Raw genomic sequence first — 14,866 nt, forward strand, 5'->3', positions numbered from 1 at the left:
CCGATCTTTAGGTGAGTGATGGCGAAATGCCAAATTTTCGGCGTCAGCAGGTTGGCCTGGCGATGTTCGTTTGATCCTAGGCGCTGATGGGCAGCTCCAGCTCGAAGGCGGGCGCTTCCAGCGGCGCCAGGCCGAACGCGGCACGTGCGGCATCGCAATCGACGTTTTGCTCGCCCTGGCTCCATGAGGCATCGAACTCTCGGCAGGGGCTTGAGCGTTGCTCATAGATCGAACAACGGGTGCCTTTACCCACTTCACCCTCAAGGCTGCAGCAGCGCGCGGGTTTCTGGTCGGTGCCGATCATCGCGACGCGAGTGGGGTTGATCTGGACCACCAGGTCGTCGGGCACCGTGCCGCCCGATGAGGCGCACTCGCCCCAGAAGAAAGACACACGAAAGTATGAACAGCAGGCACCGCAATTCAGACACGGACTGGCTTCGGACATGGGCGTCATCAATAAAAAGTAGGGAGGGGCACTACGGGAAGGCTCGCCATTCTATCTGGGCCATGGCCGTTGGGAAGAGGGGGCAGCACTTATATTTTGCGTAGGGAAAGTCCCGGAATACCGGACGAAATCATGCCCTATCAGCTTTACGAATCATTACAGACAAGCGGCGCTCGCCTGACTATGTTGCAAGTACCCGAGCAGGGTGCGTCGTGCATCGCAGCTCTCATAACAATAAAAGAGACGGACCCATGCAGAACTCGACCCAAGCGGCGAATGCCTGGCGCATTCTGTTCCTGCTGTTCCTCGCCAACCTGTTCAACTTCTTCGACCGCACCATCCCGGCCATCATCATCGAGCCAATCCGCATGGAGTGGCACCTGAGCGACTTCCAGCTCGGCATCATCGGCACCGCATTCACCATCGTCTACGCCATCGCCGGCCTGCCGCTGGGGCGTATGGCCGACACTGGCTCGCGCAGCAAGCTGATGGGCTGGGGCCTGTTTGCCTGGAGCGGGTTGACGGCGATCAATGGATTCGTCGGCAGTTTCTGGACCTTTTTGCTGGTGCGCATGGGCATCGGTATCGGTGAAGCCAGCTACGCGCCGGCGGCCAACTCGCTGATCGGCGATTTGTTCCCTGCGCATCGCCGTGCACGCGCCATGGGGATTTTCATGCTCGGTCTGCCGTTGGGCCTGCTGCTGGCGTTTTTTACCATCGGTGCGATGGTCAAGGCGTTCGACAGCTGGCGCGCGCCGTTCTTTATTGCAGCGGTGCCGGGGCTGATCCTCGCGGTGTTCATGTTCTATATCAAGGAACCCAAGCGCGGTGCGGCGGAAACCGTGCAGGTGTCCCAGGAGCGCGTCGACCGCCCGATCCGTCGCGTACTGGCCGTGCCTACTTTCCTCTGGCTGGTGCTGGCCGGGTTGTGCTTCAACTTCGCCACCTACGCGTGCAATTCGTTTCTGGTGCCGATGCTGCAGCGTTATTTCCTTATGCCGCTGCAGGACGCCGCCGTCGCTACCGGTGTCATCGTCGGCTTGACTGGCCTGGTGGGCCTGACGGTGGGTGGCTGGATTGCCGACAAGATCCATCAACGCGTCGCCAATGGCCGACTGCTGTTCGCGGCGTTCAGCCTGATCATCTCCACCGTCACCACCGCCTGGGCCTTGCATGCCGGACGTATCGAGATTGGTGTGTTCGTGGCGCTGTTCAGTGTGGGCTGGTTGTTTGCCTATAACTTCTACACCTGCGTGTACACGGCGATCCAGGATGTGGTTGAACCACGCCTGCGGGCGACGGCGATGGCGTTGTTCTTTGCCGGGTTGTATTTGCTGGGCGGCGGCATGGGGCCGATCGTGGTGGGCGGCTTGTCCGATCATTTCGCCCATTCGGCGATGTATGCCGCGGGGGCCGAGCAGATGACTGAGGCCTATAAAGCGGTGGGTTTGCACGACGCCATGTACCTGATTCCGGTGGCGCTGTTTTTGACCATGCTGTTTCTGTTCCAGGCCTCGCGCAGTTTTGTGCGTGATGCCCGGCGGATGAAAGAGGGGTTGAGCGCGGTTGAGGTGCCGGTTACGGCCGCGACGGCTTGAAACCGCGGTGACGCTATCGGGGGCTAGCCCCCGATGAGGCCCGCAAAACCAGCACTGTTCTCAAGTGAATAAAGAAGGCCCGCATTGCGCGGGCCTTTTTTAACAGGGCAGGGCGGAAATCAACCCGCCACCAACACCCGAATCGCTTCCAGTCTCAGCGCAGCCTTGTCGAGCATGGCCAGGCCTTGCTCGCGCTGGTTGCGCAGGGCAACCAGTTCACTGTCACGCACGGTCGGGTTGACCGCTTGCAACGCGGTCAGGCGCGCCAGTTCTTCGTCGGTGTCCGCCGCCAGGCGACGCTTGGCCTCAGCCACGCGCTCGGCGTGACGCGGGGTGATCTTCTCTTCACCGGCGTTGATGCGCGGGGTGAGTTGATCGCGCTGGGCCTGCACGAACTTGTTGGCGCTGGCCCGTGGCACGCTTTCCAGCTGGTCGTTCAAGGTTTCGAACGAGACGCGCCCGGACAGGTCATTGCCATTGGCGTCCAGCAGGCAGCGCAATGCGGCCGGTGGCAGGTAGCGACCCAATTGCAGCGAACGCGGTGCAACCACTTCACTGACGTAAAGCAGTTCGAGCAACACGGTGCCTGGCTTGAGCGCCTTGTTCTTGATCAGTGCCACGGCGGTGTTGCCCATGGAACCGGACAGCACCAGGTCCATGCCGCCCTGCACCATCGGGTGTTCCCAGGTGATGAACTGCATGTCTTCGCGCGACAGTGCCTGGTTGCGATCGTAGGTGATGGTCACGCCTTCGTCGTCGCCCAGGGGGAAGCTGGCGTCGAGCATTTTTTCGCTCGGCTTGAGGATCAGCGCGTTTTCCGAATGGTCTTCGCTGTCGATACCGAAGGCGTCGAACAGGGTTTCCATATAGATCGGCAGGGCGAACTGGTCGTCCTGCTCCAGGATGTCTTCCACCAGCGCATCGCCTTCACCCGCGCCACCGGAATTGAGCTCCAGCAGGCGGTCGCGACCGGTGTGCAGCTCTTGCTCCAGGCGTTCGCGCTCGGCACGGGCCTCGTCGATCAGCGCTTGCCACTCGCCGTCATCGGCGTTTTCCAGCAGCGGCAGCAGGCGCGGGCCGAACTGGTGCTGCAGGGCGTTGCCGGTCGGGCAGGTATTGAGGAACGCGTTCAGCGCTTCGTGGTACCACTGGAACAGGCGCGCTTGCGGGCTGGTTTCCAGGTACGGCACGTGCAACTCGATCACATGCTTCTGGCCGATCCGGTCCAGACGGCCGATGCGCTGTTCCAGCAGGTCGGGATGGGACGGCAGGTCGAACAGCACCAGGTGGTGGGCGAACTGGAAGTTGCGGCCTTCAGAGCCGATTTCCGAGCAGATCAGCACCTGGGCGCCGAACTCTTCGTCGGCGAAGTAGGCGGCGGCACGGTCACGTTCGAGGATATTCATGCCCTCGTGGAACACCGTGGCCGGGATGCCGGAACGCACGCGCAGGGCGTCTTCCAGGTCCATGGCGGTTTCGGCGTGGGCGCAGATCACCAGGACTTTGGTGCGCTTGAGCATTTTCAACTGGTCGATCAGCCATTCCACCCGTGGGTCGAAGCGCCACCAGCGGTTTTCTTCCTCGATGTCCGGCTGCGACTGGAAGCTGACTTCCGGGTACAGCTCGGCGTGTTCGCCCAGTGGCAGTTCCAGGTATTCGTCCGGGTTCGGCAGCGGGTAGGCGTGCAGCTTGCGCTCCGGGAAGCCCTGGACGGCGGCGCGGGTGTTGCGAAACAGCACGCGGCCGGTGCCGTGGCGGTCGAGCAGCTCACGCACCAGGCGTGCGCTGGCTTCGGTGTCGCCATCGTTGACGGCGCTGAGCAGCGCTTCGCCTTCGTTGCCGAGGAAACCCTGGATGGTCTTGTGGGCCGCCGGTGACAGCCGGCCCTTATCGAGCAGTTCCTGCACGGCTTCGGCCACCGGGCGATAGTTTTCGCTCTCGGCGCGGAAGGCCTGCAGGTCGTGGAAACGGTTCGGATCCAGCAGGCGCAGACGCGCAAAGTGGCTGTCCTGACCCAGTTGTTCCGGGGTGGCGGTGAGCAGCAGCACGCCAGGGATCACTTCGGCGAGTTGCTCGACCAACGAATACTCAGGGCTGGCTTTCTCTTCGTGCCACACCAGGTGGTGAGCCTCGTCGACCACCAGCAAGTCCCAGCCGGCGGCGAACAGCGCGTCCTGGGCCTTTTCGTCGTCCACCAGCCACTCAAGGGCGACCAGGGCGAGTTGGGTGTCTTCGAACGGGTTGGTGGCATCGCTTTCGATAAAGCGTTCTTCATCGAACAGCGCAACCTGCAGGTTGAAGCGGCGGCGCATTTCCACCAGCCATTGGTGCTGCAGGTTTTCCGGCACCAGGATCAGCACGCGGCTGGCGCGGCCCGAAAGCAGTTGGCGATGGATCACCAGGCCGGCTTCGATGGTCTTGCCCAGGCCCACCTCGTCGGCCAGCAACACCCGTGGCGCGATACGGTCGGCGACTTCCCGGGCGATATGCAATTGGTGAGCGATAGGTTGCGCACGCACGCCACCCAGGCCCCACAGCGAGGACTGCAATTGGCGGCTGGTGTGTTCCAGGGTGTGGTAGCGCAGCGAGAACCAGGCCAGCGGGTCGATCTGCCCGGCGAACAGACGGTCGCTGGCCAGGCGGAACTGGATGAAGTTGGAGAGTTGGGTTTCCGGCAGGGTCACCTGCTCGTTCTGCCCATTGAGACCGTGGTAGACCAGCAAGCCGTCGACGTCGTCGACTTCCTGTACGGTCATTTTCCAGCCTTCGAAATGGGTGATGGAGTCGCCCGGCGAGAACCTCACACGGGTGAGGGGCGCATTCCGTAGCGCATACTGGCGCGTGTCGCCAGTGGCCGGATAGAGCACGGTCAACAAGCGGCCGTCCTGTGCCAGAACGGTGCCTAACCCCAGCTCTGCTTCGCTGTCACTAATCCAGCGTTGCCCCGGTTGATACTGCTGCGCCATGCTGCCTGACTCCCGCCGTGAAAAAGCCGACTATGTTAACGGAACAAGGCTCCCACGCCCAAGGATTCTGATAAAAACTACTCCGTTTGAAGGGGGCGTCGGCAGTTGGATCGACGGATGGCGGGCACTTGGGAGTGTCGACTGGGTCACAGGTTGGCGAGCTTTTGCTCAAGTCGCCCTGCGGCCCGCCGACAGCCTGTTGATCAGGAGAGTAAAGATTATGTTGCCACCCATGCTGCCCGTCAGCGTTGTGCCGGTCACGTCACAACTTGATCCGGTACGCCAGAAGCCGGATATCCCGCCCGTGGTGCCTGTGCAAGCAGGCGCCAATGAAAGCGCGATCGACCTGAAAAAGGGCGATGCCGAGCAGTCGGCCTTTGTGTTGCGCGAAGAGCAACGCCGCCAGCAGGAGCAGCAAAAACGCCGGCGTGAAGCCGAGGAAGACCCGGACCAACACCTGGCCATCCCAGGCGACGTGCTCAATGCCGACAACACCGTGCCCGTGGTGCCGCTGATCGAAGACGCGCCGCGCCAGGGCTTGTGGGTGGACGTCGAGGTTTGATCGCTCGGTTGCGGGCGAAGGCCTGCCTTTTGTCGCGCACTGATTTGCCGCCGGGCGGGGGAGGCCGCATTATTAAGCCCTTCTCGCCACGACGTAAGCCAAGCCATGAGTGATGATGATAAATTGATCGACCTGAATGCCGAACGCGCCAAGCGGGTTCATGACCTCAATGACAAACGCCTGAACGAAGTGCGCCAGGCGTTTGAGCAGGCAATGCCGTTAGGCAAAGCCAAGAAGAAGCCGAAGAACAAACCGAAAAAGCGTTGAAACGACCTGCATCTATTGATGCAGGTCAGTTATTGCCCTTCTTTACGCCCCGTTGCGGGCGACATTGATCCCCGTCAATTTTCCCGTCTGACTTCTCCAGTAACTTAGCCCTATCGCAACAGGGCAAGCACAGGAGGCCGGTCATGTTTATCGATAATGTGGTATTCGCCGGAGTGCTGACTGTAAGCCTCATGGTGCTGTTTTTTGTAGGATTTGGAGTTTTTATCTGGAGAGACGCGAACAAGCGTAAAAAACCTTAGGTCTTTCCGGATTACATGAGCACGCAAGGCATTTTGGGCGACTTCGGTCGCCTTTTTTTTATTTTGCTGTTGTCACAGCCCGCTCCCACATTTTGATTTATGCCCGGCTTGATCATAAAAAAAGGTGCGACCCTCGCGGATCGCACCTTTTTTCGTTGCAGCGCGGTATCAGCTGCCGAGTGCCTTTGACGCCAGCCAGAACAACCCGGCCGACAGGCCCACAGTTGCCGGCAGGGTCAACACCCACGCCATCAGGATGGTCTTGACCGTGCCACCTTGCAGGCCGCTCTTGTTGGCGACCATGGTACCGGCCACGCCGGAGGACAGCACGTGGGTGGTGGATACCGGCAGGGCGAAGATGTTGGCAAAGCCGATCATGGTCGCGGTGGTGATCTGCGCCGACATGCCCTGGGCATAGGTCATGCCCTGCTTGCCGATCTTCTCGCCGATGGTCAGTACCACGCGCTTCCAGCCCACCATGGTGCCCAGGCCCAGGGCCAATGCAACCGCGAGGATCACCCAGAACGGTGCGTACTCGGTGGTGGCGGTGAGGTCTTTGCGCAGCTTGTCGAGGTCGGACTTCTCACGTGCATCCAGGCCCGGCAGTTTGCCGACTTTCTTCGCGGTATCGTCCAGGCAGAGCAGGTAGCGGCGCACTTCGATGCGCTGATCGGCGTTCAACGAATGGTAGTCGGAGACGCCTTTCAAGGTGCTGACGAGCGCGTTGATGGTCGGCTCGGTCTGCTGTGGGTTGCACTGGAACTTGCCTGGCAGGTCGTCCTTCACGCTTTTACCCAGCGCCAGGAATTCGCCGAGGGTGGCGTTGTTGCGCTGGTAGAACTGGCTCAAATGCACGGTAGCGTCGCGGGTACGCTCGATCTGGTAAGTGGTGCTGCCCAGGTCAAGGACGAACTGCGCCGGCACGATACCGATCAGCACGAGCATGATCAGGCCGATACCTTTCTGGCCATCGTTGGAACCGTGCACGAAACTCACGGCCATGGCGGAAATCACCAGGACCAGGCGGTTCCAGAATGGGGGATGTTTCTTGTCGTCGAGCTTGCGGCGCTGGTCCGGGGTCTTGTGCATCTTCGACAGCGGGCGCCACCACTTCAGGCCGAGCAGCACCAGGGCTGCGACCAGGAAGCCGGCCATCGGCGAGAACACCAGCGAGGCGCCGATATCGATTGCCTTCTGCCAGTTCACACCGTCAGCCAGTGGGATATCGTTGATCAGCGCGTTGGCCAGGCCAACACCGAGGATCGAGCCGATCAGCGTGTGGGAACTGGAGGCGGGGATGCCAAAGTACCAGGTACCCAGGTTCCAGGTGATCGCGGCGGCCAATAAAGAGAAGACCATGGCCAGACCGTGGCCGGTATTCACATTGATCAGCAACTCCACCGGCAGCAAGTGCACGATGGCGTAGGCGACACCGACACCACCGAGCAACACGCCGAGGAAATTGAACACCCCGGAGAAGAACACGGCCAGATGCGGCGGCATGGCTTTGGTATAGATGACTGTGGCCACCGCGTTAGCGGTGTCATGAAAGCCATTGATGAACTCGAAGGCGAGGACAAAGGCGAGGGCGAGCAACAGGCTCACGAGAACCCAAGCATCCAGTCCGCTGAATAAATCGATCATGAAGGTTTTCTGACCCGGTCGTAAGGGGGCGCGATTATGCCAGAAAACCTCGGTAATCGATGCACTAGCTGCTCATCGGTTACCTTCTTCATTAAAAAAAAACTGGCAAAGGCCCCTCATCCCAGGGTTTTCGGGGCTTTGGCAAGTCTTTGATTTATAAAGCAGGGGGCCGAAAACAACGGTTTTTGTCATCAATCCGTCATGCCAGAAACATTTGTATGAAATTTTACCGAGGCGATGGGCGACGAGTAGCCAATTGATAGCTATGTACCCTTGGTCAGGGTTGCAACCTTGAGGCTCAACCTGAATCGCTTAGGGCTCTTCGGCTTTGAGTTCCTGCTCGATCTTTTGAATTTCCTGGGCAAATGCCTGATCGAGCAAGCTGGCTCGCTTGCGCCAGGGTTTGCGTTCAGGTTCAGGCTGGGCGGCGTAAGTGGTGACTTCCCCGCCGTAAACGTCCTTGTAACGTTGTTCCTGGCGCTCTAGTTCTGCGCGCAGTTCATCTTTCGTCACGTTGTTACCTAATTGAGTTGAGTGTAAATCGCTTGCAGCGTTATCCCTGAATATCGCCCTCGGCTTGTTCAAAGTTGAACGTTCTAAACGTTCAACTAGTGAAGGAGAGCGCCGTCGCTTGTTATGGCATTGATTCAAGGTAAGTGTTGCAACCGGCACTGCATGGCATGTGCACGACCTGGCGAGCTCTGGTGCCGATGGTGAAACCGGGCAGACCTGAGCACAGGGTGCATTATAGCGACGCATTTGGATAACACTATCGGGATAAAGTTAAAAAGCGTCAACGTTATGTGCGGGTTTTGTTACACGAGCATGTGAATACGTGCTCATATTCTGACGTCATAAAGTTTACCCGACATGCGGTGTTATAAAACATGCCTGAAATTGTACCGGGGGCGTGAAAAGCGCTCAGGTGTCGGCAACCGGTAGAATTGCGATAATCGAATGATCGTCCGATAATCGCCCAATGTTCCCGGCTCTGCCTTGTGCCCCATGTCCGGCGCGGCTTGTAATAGCGGCCGAATTCCCTGCGGTCGACAATAAAAGAAAGGATCCCCTGATGAACGATCAATTGCGCAACTCTTTCGCGTCAGCCGCGCCGCCGATCGTTGCCTCGCCGGCCAAGCGCATCCAGGCATTTACCGGTGATCCCGACTTCATGACCTCCCTGGCGCGTGGCCTGGCCGTGGTGCAGGCATTCCAGGAGCGCAAGCGCCACCTGACCATCGCCCAGATCAGCCACCGCACCGAGATTCCTCGCGCCGCCGTGCGTCGTTGCCTGCATACGCTGATCAAGCTCGGCTACGCCACCACCGATGGGCGCACCTATTCGTTGCTGCCCAAAGTATTGACGCTTGGCCACGCCTATCTGTCGTCCACGCCTCTGGCTGTGTCGGCCCAGCCCTATCTGGACCGCATGAGCGAACAACTCCACGAAGCCTGCAACATGGCCACCCTCGAAGGCGACGACATTCTTTATATCGCCCGTTCGGCCACCACTCAGCGCCTGATTTCGGTGGACCTGTCGGTGGGCGGGCGCTTGCCGGCCTATTGCACCTCCATGGGTCGCATCCTGCTGGCAGCGCTGGACGATGCTTCGCTGCAGGACTACCTCGATCATGCCGACCTGCAAACCAAGACCAGCCGCACCCTGACCACGCCCGAAGCTTTGTTCGAATGCCTGCAGCAAGTGCGTCAGCAGGGCTGGTGCATTGTTGATCAGGAACTGGAACAGGGTTTGCGCTCGATCGCCGTGCCGGTGTATGACGCCTCGGGTCAGGTCTTGGCGGCGCTCAATGTCAGCACCCACGCCGGACGCGTCAGCCGCAGCGAGTTGGAGCAGCGCTTCCTGCCGAGCATGCTCAGCGCCAGCCGTGAGTTGAGTACACAGCTGTTCGCCTAAGCTGTTCGGTGATCGCACGGATCCCGGCGTAATCGATTGACGGTGTTTCACCTGGCTTATTACTGTGCGGCAGCGCGCTTCTGGCGCCGCCCAATAATAATGACGACCCCAGGTCGTCGGCCCGCCCCCGGTGTGGAATAAAAACAATGAATCAACCTTCTGTCGGTGCCCCCCTGGACGTGCAGTCCTTTATCAATGCCCAGCCACTGTCGCGCTACCAGTGGCGTGTGGTGATTCTGTGTTTCCTGATTGTGTTCCTCGATGGCCTGGATACCGCCGCCATGGGCTTTATCGCGCCTGCCCTGTCCCAGGACTGGGGCATCGACCGCGCCAGCCTCGGCCCGGTGATGAGCGCCGCGTTGATCGGCATGGTATTTGGCGCACTGGGTTCCGGCCCGCTGGCCGACCGCTTTGGTCGCAAAGTCGTGCTGGTGGGGGCGGTGCTGGTGTTTGGCGCGTTCAGCCTGGCGTCGGCCTACAGCAGCAATGTCGATCAACTGTTGGTGCTGCGCTTCCTCACCGGGCTGGGCCTGGGGGCCGGGATGCCCAACGCCACCACGCTGCTGTCCGAATACACCCCCGAACGTCACAAGTCACTGCTGGTGACCAGCATGTTCTGCGGTTTCAACTTGGGCATGGCCGGTGGTGGGTTTATCTCAGCCAAGCTGATCCCTGCGTTCGGCTGGCACAGCCTGCTGCTGATCGGCGGCATCCTGCCATTGATCCTGGCCGTGGTGCTGCTGGTGTGGCTGCCAGAGTCGGCGCGCTACCTGGTGGTGCGCAATCGCGGCACGGACAAAGTGCGCAAAACGCTGTCACCCATCGAGCCCACTATCGTCGCCCAAGCCACCGACTTCAGTGTGCCCGAGCAAAAAACCGTCAAGGCACGCAACGTGTTCGCGGTGATTTTCTCCGGCACCTACAGCGCCGGCACCTTGTTGCTGTGGCTCACCTATTTTATGGGCCTGGTGATTGTTTACCTGCTCACCAGTTGGCTGCCGACGCTGATGCGGGACAGCGGCGCCAGCATGGAGCAGGCCGCGTTTATCGGTGCGCTGTTCCAGTTTGGTGGCGTGTTGAGTGCGGTCGGCGTGGGTTGGGCGATGGACCGGTTCAACCCTCACAAGGTGATCGGCGCTTTCTACCTGCTGGCGGGGGTGTTTGCCTACGCGGTAGGGCAGAGCCTGGGCAACATCACGCTACTGGCGACCCTGGTGCTGATCGCCGGGATGTGCGTCAACGGCGCGCAATCGGCGATGCCTTCCCTGGCGGCCCGTTTCTACCCGACCCAGGGCCGCGCCACCGGCGTGTCGTGGATGCTCGGCATCGGCCGCTTCGGTGCGATTCTTGGCGCGTGGATGGGCGCCACCTTGCTCGGCCTGGGCTGGAACTTCGAGCAGGTGCTCACCGCTCTGGTGATTCCGGCGGCGTTGGCCGCCACAGCAGTGGTCATCAAAGGCATGGTCAGCCACGCCGACGCTACCTGAAGCCTGACCGAGTTCGCCCAAGTGAGTAGCTAGACAACAATCAGTTCGATAATCGAACGGTTAGTCGATTATCGGATTGTTTGACCCATTTGCCCGGCTTAATCTGCAAGCACTTCGGCGCCCTCTCAGCGCCTTTTTCGAACAACACCGGGAGCCCGACCCCATGGCTGAAATTCTTGCGCTGCGCGACGCGGTGAAGCGATTTGTGAACGATGGCGATACCGTCGCCCTCGAAGGCTTCACCCACCTGATCCCTACGGCCGCAGGTCATGAAATCATCCGTCAGGGCAAGAAAGACCTGACGTTGGTGCGCATGACGCCCGACCTGATCTACGACCAGTTGATCGGTGCCGGCTGCGCACGCAAGTTGATTTTCTCCTGGGGCGGCAACCCAGGCGTGGGCTCCCTGCACCGGCTGCGTGACGCGGTCGAAAAGCAATGGCCGCAACCGCTGGAAATCGAAGAGCACAGCCATGCCGACCTGGCCAATGCCTATGTCGCCGGCGCCTCGGGCTTGCCGTTCGCGGTGCTGCGTGCCTACGCCGGTTCCGACCTGCCCAAGGTCAACCCGCTGATCAAAAGCGTGACCTGCCCGTTTACTGGCGAAGTGCTTGCGGCGGTGCCGTCGGTGCGTCCGGACGTCACGGTGATCCATGCACAGAAAGCCGACCGCAAGGGCAACGTGCTGCTCTGGGGCATTCTCGGTGTGCAAAAGGAAGCGGCGCTGGCGGCCAAGCGTTGCATCGTGACCGTTGAAGAGATCGTCGACGACTTGAATGCACCGATGAACAGCTGTGTGTTGCCGACCTGGGCCCTGACTGCGGTGTGCCACGTGCCAGGTGGCGCGCACCCGTCCTACGCTCACGGCTACAACGAGCGCGACAACCGTTTTTACCAGGCGTGGGACCCGATCGCCCGCGACCGTGAGACCTTTACCGCATGGATCAACGCATACATCCATGGCACCGCCGACTTCACTGAATTCCAGGCCAAGCTGGCCGCCGCGCAGGAGGCCAAGTAATGGCTTACTCGACCAACGAAATGATGACCGTCGCCGCCGCGCGCCGCCTCAAGAACGGCTCGGTGTGCTTTGTCGGCATCGGCCTGCCCTCCAAAGCGGCCAACCTGGCGCGCCTGACCTCGTCGCCCGATGTGGTGCTGATCTATGAGTCCGGCCCGATTGGCGCCAAGCCCTCGGTGTTGCCGCTGTCCATTGGTGACGGCGAGCTGGCGGAGACCGCCGACACCGTGGTGCCGACCGGTGAGATCTTCCGCTACTGGCTGCAAGGCGGGCGTATTGACGTGGGGTTCCTCGGCGCGGCCCAGGTCGACCGTTTCGGCAATATCAACACCACTGTCGTCGGTGATTACCACCGGCCCAAAGTGCGCCTGCCGGGTGCCGGTGGCGCGCCGGAGATCGCCGGTTCCGCCAAGAGCGTGCTGATTATCCTCAAGCAGTCGTCGCGTTCGTTTGTCGACAAGCTGGACTTCATCACTTCCGTCGGCCACGGCGAAGGCGGCGATTCACGCAAACGCCTGGGCCTGCCGGGTGCCGGGCCTGTAGGGATTATTACCGACCTGTGCATCATGGAGCCGGAAGAGGGCACCCATGAATTTGTGGTCACTGCGCTGCACCCTGGCGTGACCCGCGAACAAGTCGTGGCGGCCACCGGTTGGGCGATTCGTTTTGCCGACCAGGTTGACACCACCGCCGAACCGACAGACATAGAACTGACGGCCTTGCGTGACCTCGAAGCCCGTACCGCCGCCGCCCATGGCCAAGCGCCAGGAGAGGCCTGATGCGCGACGTATTTATCTGTGATGCCATTCGCACCCCCATCGGCCGGTTCGGCGGCGGCCTCGCCACCGTGCGTGCCGACGACCTGGCGGCGCTGCCGATCAAGGCCCTGATGGAGCGCAACCCGTCGGTGGAGTGGACGGCCGTTGACGAGGTGTTCCTCGGCTGCGCCAACCAGGCCGGCGAAGACAACCGCAACGTCGCCCGCATGGCGCTGTTGCTCGCGGGCCTGCCGGAGAGCATTCCGGGTGTGACCCTCAACCGTTTGTGCGCCTCGGGCATGGACGCCGTCGGCACTGCGTTCCGTGCCATCGCCAGTGGCGAGATGGAGCTGGCGATTGCCGGCGGCGTCGAGTCGATGTCCCGCGCGCCGTTTGTGATGGGCAAGGCCGACGCGGCGTTCTCGCGCAACATGAAGCTGGAGGACACCACCATCGGCTGGCGCTTTATCAACCCGTTGATGAAAGCCCAGTACGGCGTGGATGCGATGCCGCAGACCGCCGATAACGTCGCCGACGATTACAACGTTTCGCGCGCCGACCAGGACGCCTTTGCCCTGCGCAGCCAGCAACGTACCGCTGCCGCGCAGGCCGCCGGCTACTTCGCCGAGGAAATCGTGCCGGTACGGGTCGCCCATAAAAAAGGCGAAACCGTGGTGGAGCACGATGAGCATCCACGCGACACCACCCTCGAAGCCCTGGCCAAGCTCAAGCCGGTCAATGGCCCCGACAAGACCGTCACCGCCGGCAACGCGTCGGGTGTGAATGATGGCGCCGCCGCGCTGATTCTGGCCTCGGCCGAGGCCGTCAAGAAGCACGGCCTCACCGCTCGCGCCCGAGTACTGGGTATGGCCAGCGCCGGTGTCGCGCCACGTGTGATGGGCATCGGCCCGGTACCGGCGGTACGCAAACTGGTCGAGCGCCTGGGCCTGGCCGTGACTGATTTTGATGTGATCGAACTCAACGAAGCCTTCGCCAGCCAAGGCCTGGCGGTGCTGCGTGAACTGGGCATTGCCGACGACGCGCCGCAGGTCAACCCGAACGGCGGCGCCATCGCCCTTGGTCACCCATTGGGCATGAGCGGTGCGCGGCTGGTACTGACCGCCTTGCACCAGTTGGAAAAAACCGGCGGCCGCAAAGGCCTGGCGACCATGTGCGTGGGCGTCGGCCAAGGCCTGGCCCTGGCGATTGAACGCATCTAACAAGAGAGGACCGCTCCATGAGTGACAAGCCCGGTTACCGGCGCCCGCAAGCGGGCACCCAACCTGATTACCTGCACCCGGCCTACCAGTCGACGAACCTGCGTTCGCCGTCCCAGCCGTTGGTGTTTTTGCCGCATTCACTGTCGGAAATCACCGGCCCGAGCATCGGCGCCGAGCGTGTCGATGCGAAGGACAACGACCTCACCGCCCAGCATGAAGGCGAGCCTCAGGGCGAGCGCATCATCATTCATGGCCGTGTGCTGGATGAAAACGGCCTGCCGGTGCCGGGCATCCTGGTGGAGATCTGGCAGGCCAACGCCGCCGGTCGCTACAACCACAAGCGCGACCTGCACGACGCGCCGCTGGACCCGAATTTTACCGGCACCGGGCGGACCGTCACCGACGCCGACGGCTGGTACCAGTTCCAGACCATCAAGCCCGGCGCCTACCCGTGGGGCAACCACCACAACGCGTGGCGCCCGGCGCATATCCACTTTTCACTGTTCGGCCCCAGCGTGCTGACGCGCCTGGTGACGCAGATGTATTTCCCCGGCGACCCGTTGCTGGAATACGACCCGATCTACAACTGCGTGCCCGATACCAGCGCCAAGGAACGCCTGATCGCGCGTTTTGACCTGGAAAAAACCATTCCTTCCTATGCCCTCGGCTACCGCTGGGACATCGTCCTGCGCGGCCGCGACGCCACGCCGATGGAGAAATGAG

At 61.3% G+C, this 14,866-nt stretch carries 14 protein-coding genes; 10 read left to right on the forward strand and 4 right to left on the reverse strand.

Features of this window, described 5'->3' with window-relative positions:
• Window positions 1-76: 76 nt before the first annotated feature.
• Window positions 77-445: a YkgJ family cysteine cluster protein gene (locus PSH66_RS07295; RefSeq protein ID WP_003172382.1), complete on the reverse strand. Its 369-nt coding sequence runs from the start codon at window positions 443-445 to the stop codon at window positions 77-79.
• A gap of 251 nt (window positions 446-696) precedes the next feature.
• Between PSH66_RS07295 and PSH66_RS07300 the strand changes: the two genes are divergently transcribed.
• A complete protein-coding gene (locus PSH66_RS07300) occupies window positions 697-2,043 on the forward strand; it encodes an MFS transporter (protein WP_042944306.1) in 1,347 nt (448 codons plus the stop codon).
• A gap of 119 nt (window positions 2,044-2,162) precedes the next feature.
• Here PSH66_RS07300 and rapA read toward each other — a convergent pair whose 3' ends face one another.
• Window positions 2,163-5,009 (reverse strand): RNA polymerase-associated protein RapA, encoded by a 2,847-nt coding sequence (gene rapA, locus PSH66_RS07305; protein WP_305428646.1) that lies wholly within the window; start codon window positions 5,007-5,009, stop codon window positions 2,163-2,165.
• A gap of 220 nt (window positions 5,010-5,229) precedes the next feature.
• On the opposite strand from rapA, the gene PSH66_RS07310 reads away from it, so the two are divergent.
• The 3 genes from PSH66_RS07310 to ccoM all read left to right on the forward strand — a co-directional run bounded on the left by PSH66_RS07310 (window position 5,230) and on the right by ccoM (window position 6,098).
• Window positions 5,230-5,571 carry a hypothetical protein gene (locus tag PSH66_RS07310; protein WP_042944308.1) on the forward strand — a complete coding sequence of 114 codons (342 nt, stop codon included), beginning with the start codon at window positions 5,230-5,232 and terminating at the stop codon, window positions 5,569-5,571.
• 105 nt (window positions 5,572-5,676) lie between these two features.
• Entirely contained in the window at window positions 5,677-5,838 is a 162-nt protein-coding gene (locus PSH66_RS07315; protein ID WP_003172386.1) for a hypothetical protein, read from the forward strand.
• A 143-nt stretch (window positions 5,839-5,981) separates the two neighbouring features.
• Window positions 5,982-6,098 carry a cytochrome c oxidase subunit CcoM gene (gene ccoM / locus PSH66_RS07320; protein ID WP_303047262.1) on the forward strand — a complete coding sequence of 39 codons (117 nt, stop codon included), beginning with the start codon at window positions 5,982-5,984 and terminating at the stop codon, window positions 6,096-6,098.
• Between the two features lie 168 nt (window positions 6,099-6,266).
• Here the strand turns inward: ccoM and PSH66_RS07325 are convergent, their stop codons facing one another.
• Both PSH66_RS07325 and PSH66_RS07330 read right to left on the reverse strand, forming a co-directional pair.
• On the reverse strand, window positions 6,267-7,742 hold the full coding sequence (locus PSH66_RS07325) for an inorganic phosphate transporter (RefSeq protein WP_003172388.1): 1,476 nt from the start codon (window positions 7,740-7,742) through the stop codon (window positions 6,267-6,269).
• Window positions 7,743-8,054: 312 nt separating this feature from the next.
• Window positions 8,055-8,255: a hypothetical protein gene (locus tag PSH66_RS07330; RefSeq protein WP_003172389.1), complete on the reverse strand. Its 201-nt coding sequence runs from the start codon at window positions 8,253-8,255 to the stop codon at window positions 8,055-8,057.
• Between the two features lie 559 nt (window positions 8,256-8,814).
• Here PSH66_RS07330 and pcaR point away from each other — a divergent pair.
• The 6 genes from pcaR (at window position 8,815) to pcaH (ending at window position 14,865) form a co-directional block, all read left to right on the forward strand.
• On the forward strand, window positions 8,815-9,657 hold the full coding sequence (pcaR, locus tag PSH66_RS07335; RefSeq protein WP_003172390.1) for a pca regulon transcriptional regulator PcaR: 843 nt from the start codon (window positions 8,815-8,817) through the stop codon (window positions 9,655-9,657).
• 146 nt (window positions 9,658-9,803) lie between these two features.
• Window positions 9,804-11,144, forward strand: coding sequence for an MFS transporter (locus tag PSH66_RS07340; protein WP_305428647.1), 1,341 nt, complete (start codon window positions 9,804-9,806; stop codon window positions 11,142-11,144).
• A gap of 163 nt (window positions 11,145-11,307) precedes the next feature.
• Window positions 11,308-12,165 carry a CoA transferase subunit A gene (locus PSH66_RS07345; protein ID WP_003172393.1) on the forward strand — a complete coding sequence of 286 codons (858 nt, stop codon included), beginning with the start codon at window positions 11,308-11,310 and terminating at the stop codon, window positions 12,163-12,165.
• The gene (locus PSH66_RS07350; RefSeq protein ID WP_003172394.1) at window positions 12,165-12,944 is read left to right on the forward strand and encodes a CoA-transferase subunit beta; all 780 of its coding nucleotides are present in this window, start codon (window positions 12,165-12,167) and stop codon (window positions 12,942-12,944) included. The genes PSH66_RS07345 and PSH66_RS07350 overlap by 1 nt, the downstream gene beginning before the upstream one ends.
• Window positions 12,941-14,143, forward strand: coding sequence for a 3-oxoadipyl-CoA thiolase (gene pcaF / locus PSH66_RS07355; RefSeq protein ID WP_181408622.1), 1,203 nt, complete (start codon window positions 12,941-12,943; stop codon window positions 14,141-14,143). Before PSH66_RS07350 ends, pcaF begins: the two co-directional genes overlap by 4 nt.
• A gap of 17 nt (window positions 14,144-14,160) precedes the next feature.
• A complete protein-coding gene (gene pcaH / locus PSH66_RS07360) occupies window positions 14,161-14,865 on the forward strand; it encodes a protocatechuate 3,4-dioxygenase subunit beta (RefSeq protein ID WP_003172396.1) in 705 nt (234 codons plus the stop codon).
• Window position 14,866: the final 1 nt, after the last annotated feature.

This window comes from Pseudomonas sp. FP597, from assembly GCF_030687435.1.
Classification (GTDB): domain Bacteria; phylum Pseudomonadota; class Gammaproteobacteria; order Pseudomonadales; family Pseudomonadaceae; genus Aquipseudomonas; species Aquipseudomonas lactucae.

Coding starts and splice junctions, on each gene's coding strand:
- PSH66_RS07295 (WP_003172382.1), bottom strand. CDS start 445: ATGTCCGAAGCCAGTCCGTGTCTGAATTGCGGTGCCTGCTGTTCATAC.
- PSH66_RS07300 (WP_042944306.1), top strand. CDS start 697: ATGCAGAACTCGACCCAAGCGGCGAATGCCTGGCGCATTCTGTTCCTG.
- rapA (WP_305428646.1), bottom strand. CDS start 5,009: ATGGCGCAGCAGTATCAACCGGGGCAACGCTGGATTAGTGACAGCGAA.
- PSH66_RS07310 (WP_042944308.1), top strand. CDS start 5,230: ATGTTGCCACCCATGCTGCCCGTCAGCGTTGTGCCGGTCACGTCACAA.
- PSH66_RS07315 (WP_003172386.1), top strand. CDS start 5,677: ATGAGTGATGATGATAAATTGATCGACCTGAATGCCGAACGCGCCAAG.
- ccoM (WP_303047262.1), top strand. CDS start 5,982: ATGTTTATCGATAATGTGGTATTCGCCGGAGTGCTGACTGTAAGCCTC.
- PSH66_RS07325 (WP_003172388.1), bottom strand. CDS start 7,742: ATGATCGATTTATTCAGCGGACTGGATGCTTGGGTTCTCGTGAGCCTG.
- pcaR (WP_003172390.1), top strand. CDS start 8,815: ATGAACGATCAATTGCGCAACTCTTTCGCGTCAGCCGCGCCGCCGATC.
- PSH66_RS07340 (WP_305428647.1), top strand. CDS start 9,804: ATGAATCAACCTTCTGTCGGTGCCCCCCTGGACGTGCAGTCCTTTATC.
- PSH66_RS07345 (WP_003172393.1), top strand. CDS start 11,308: ATGGCTGAAATTCTTGCGCTGCGCGACGCGGTGAAGCGATTTGTGAAC.
- PSH66_RS07350 (WP_003172394.1), top strand. CDS start 12,165: ATGGCTTACTCGACCAACGAAATGATGACCGTCGCCGCCGCGCGCCGC.
- pcaH (WP_003172396.1), top strand. CDS start 14,161: ATGAGTGACAAGCCCGGTTACCGGCGCCCGCAAGCGGGCACCCAACCT.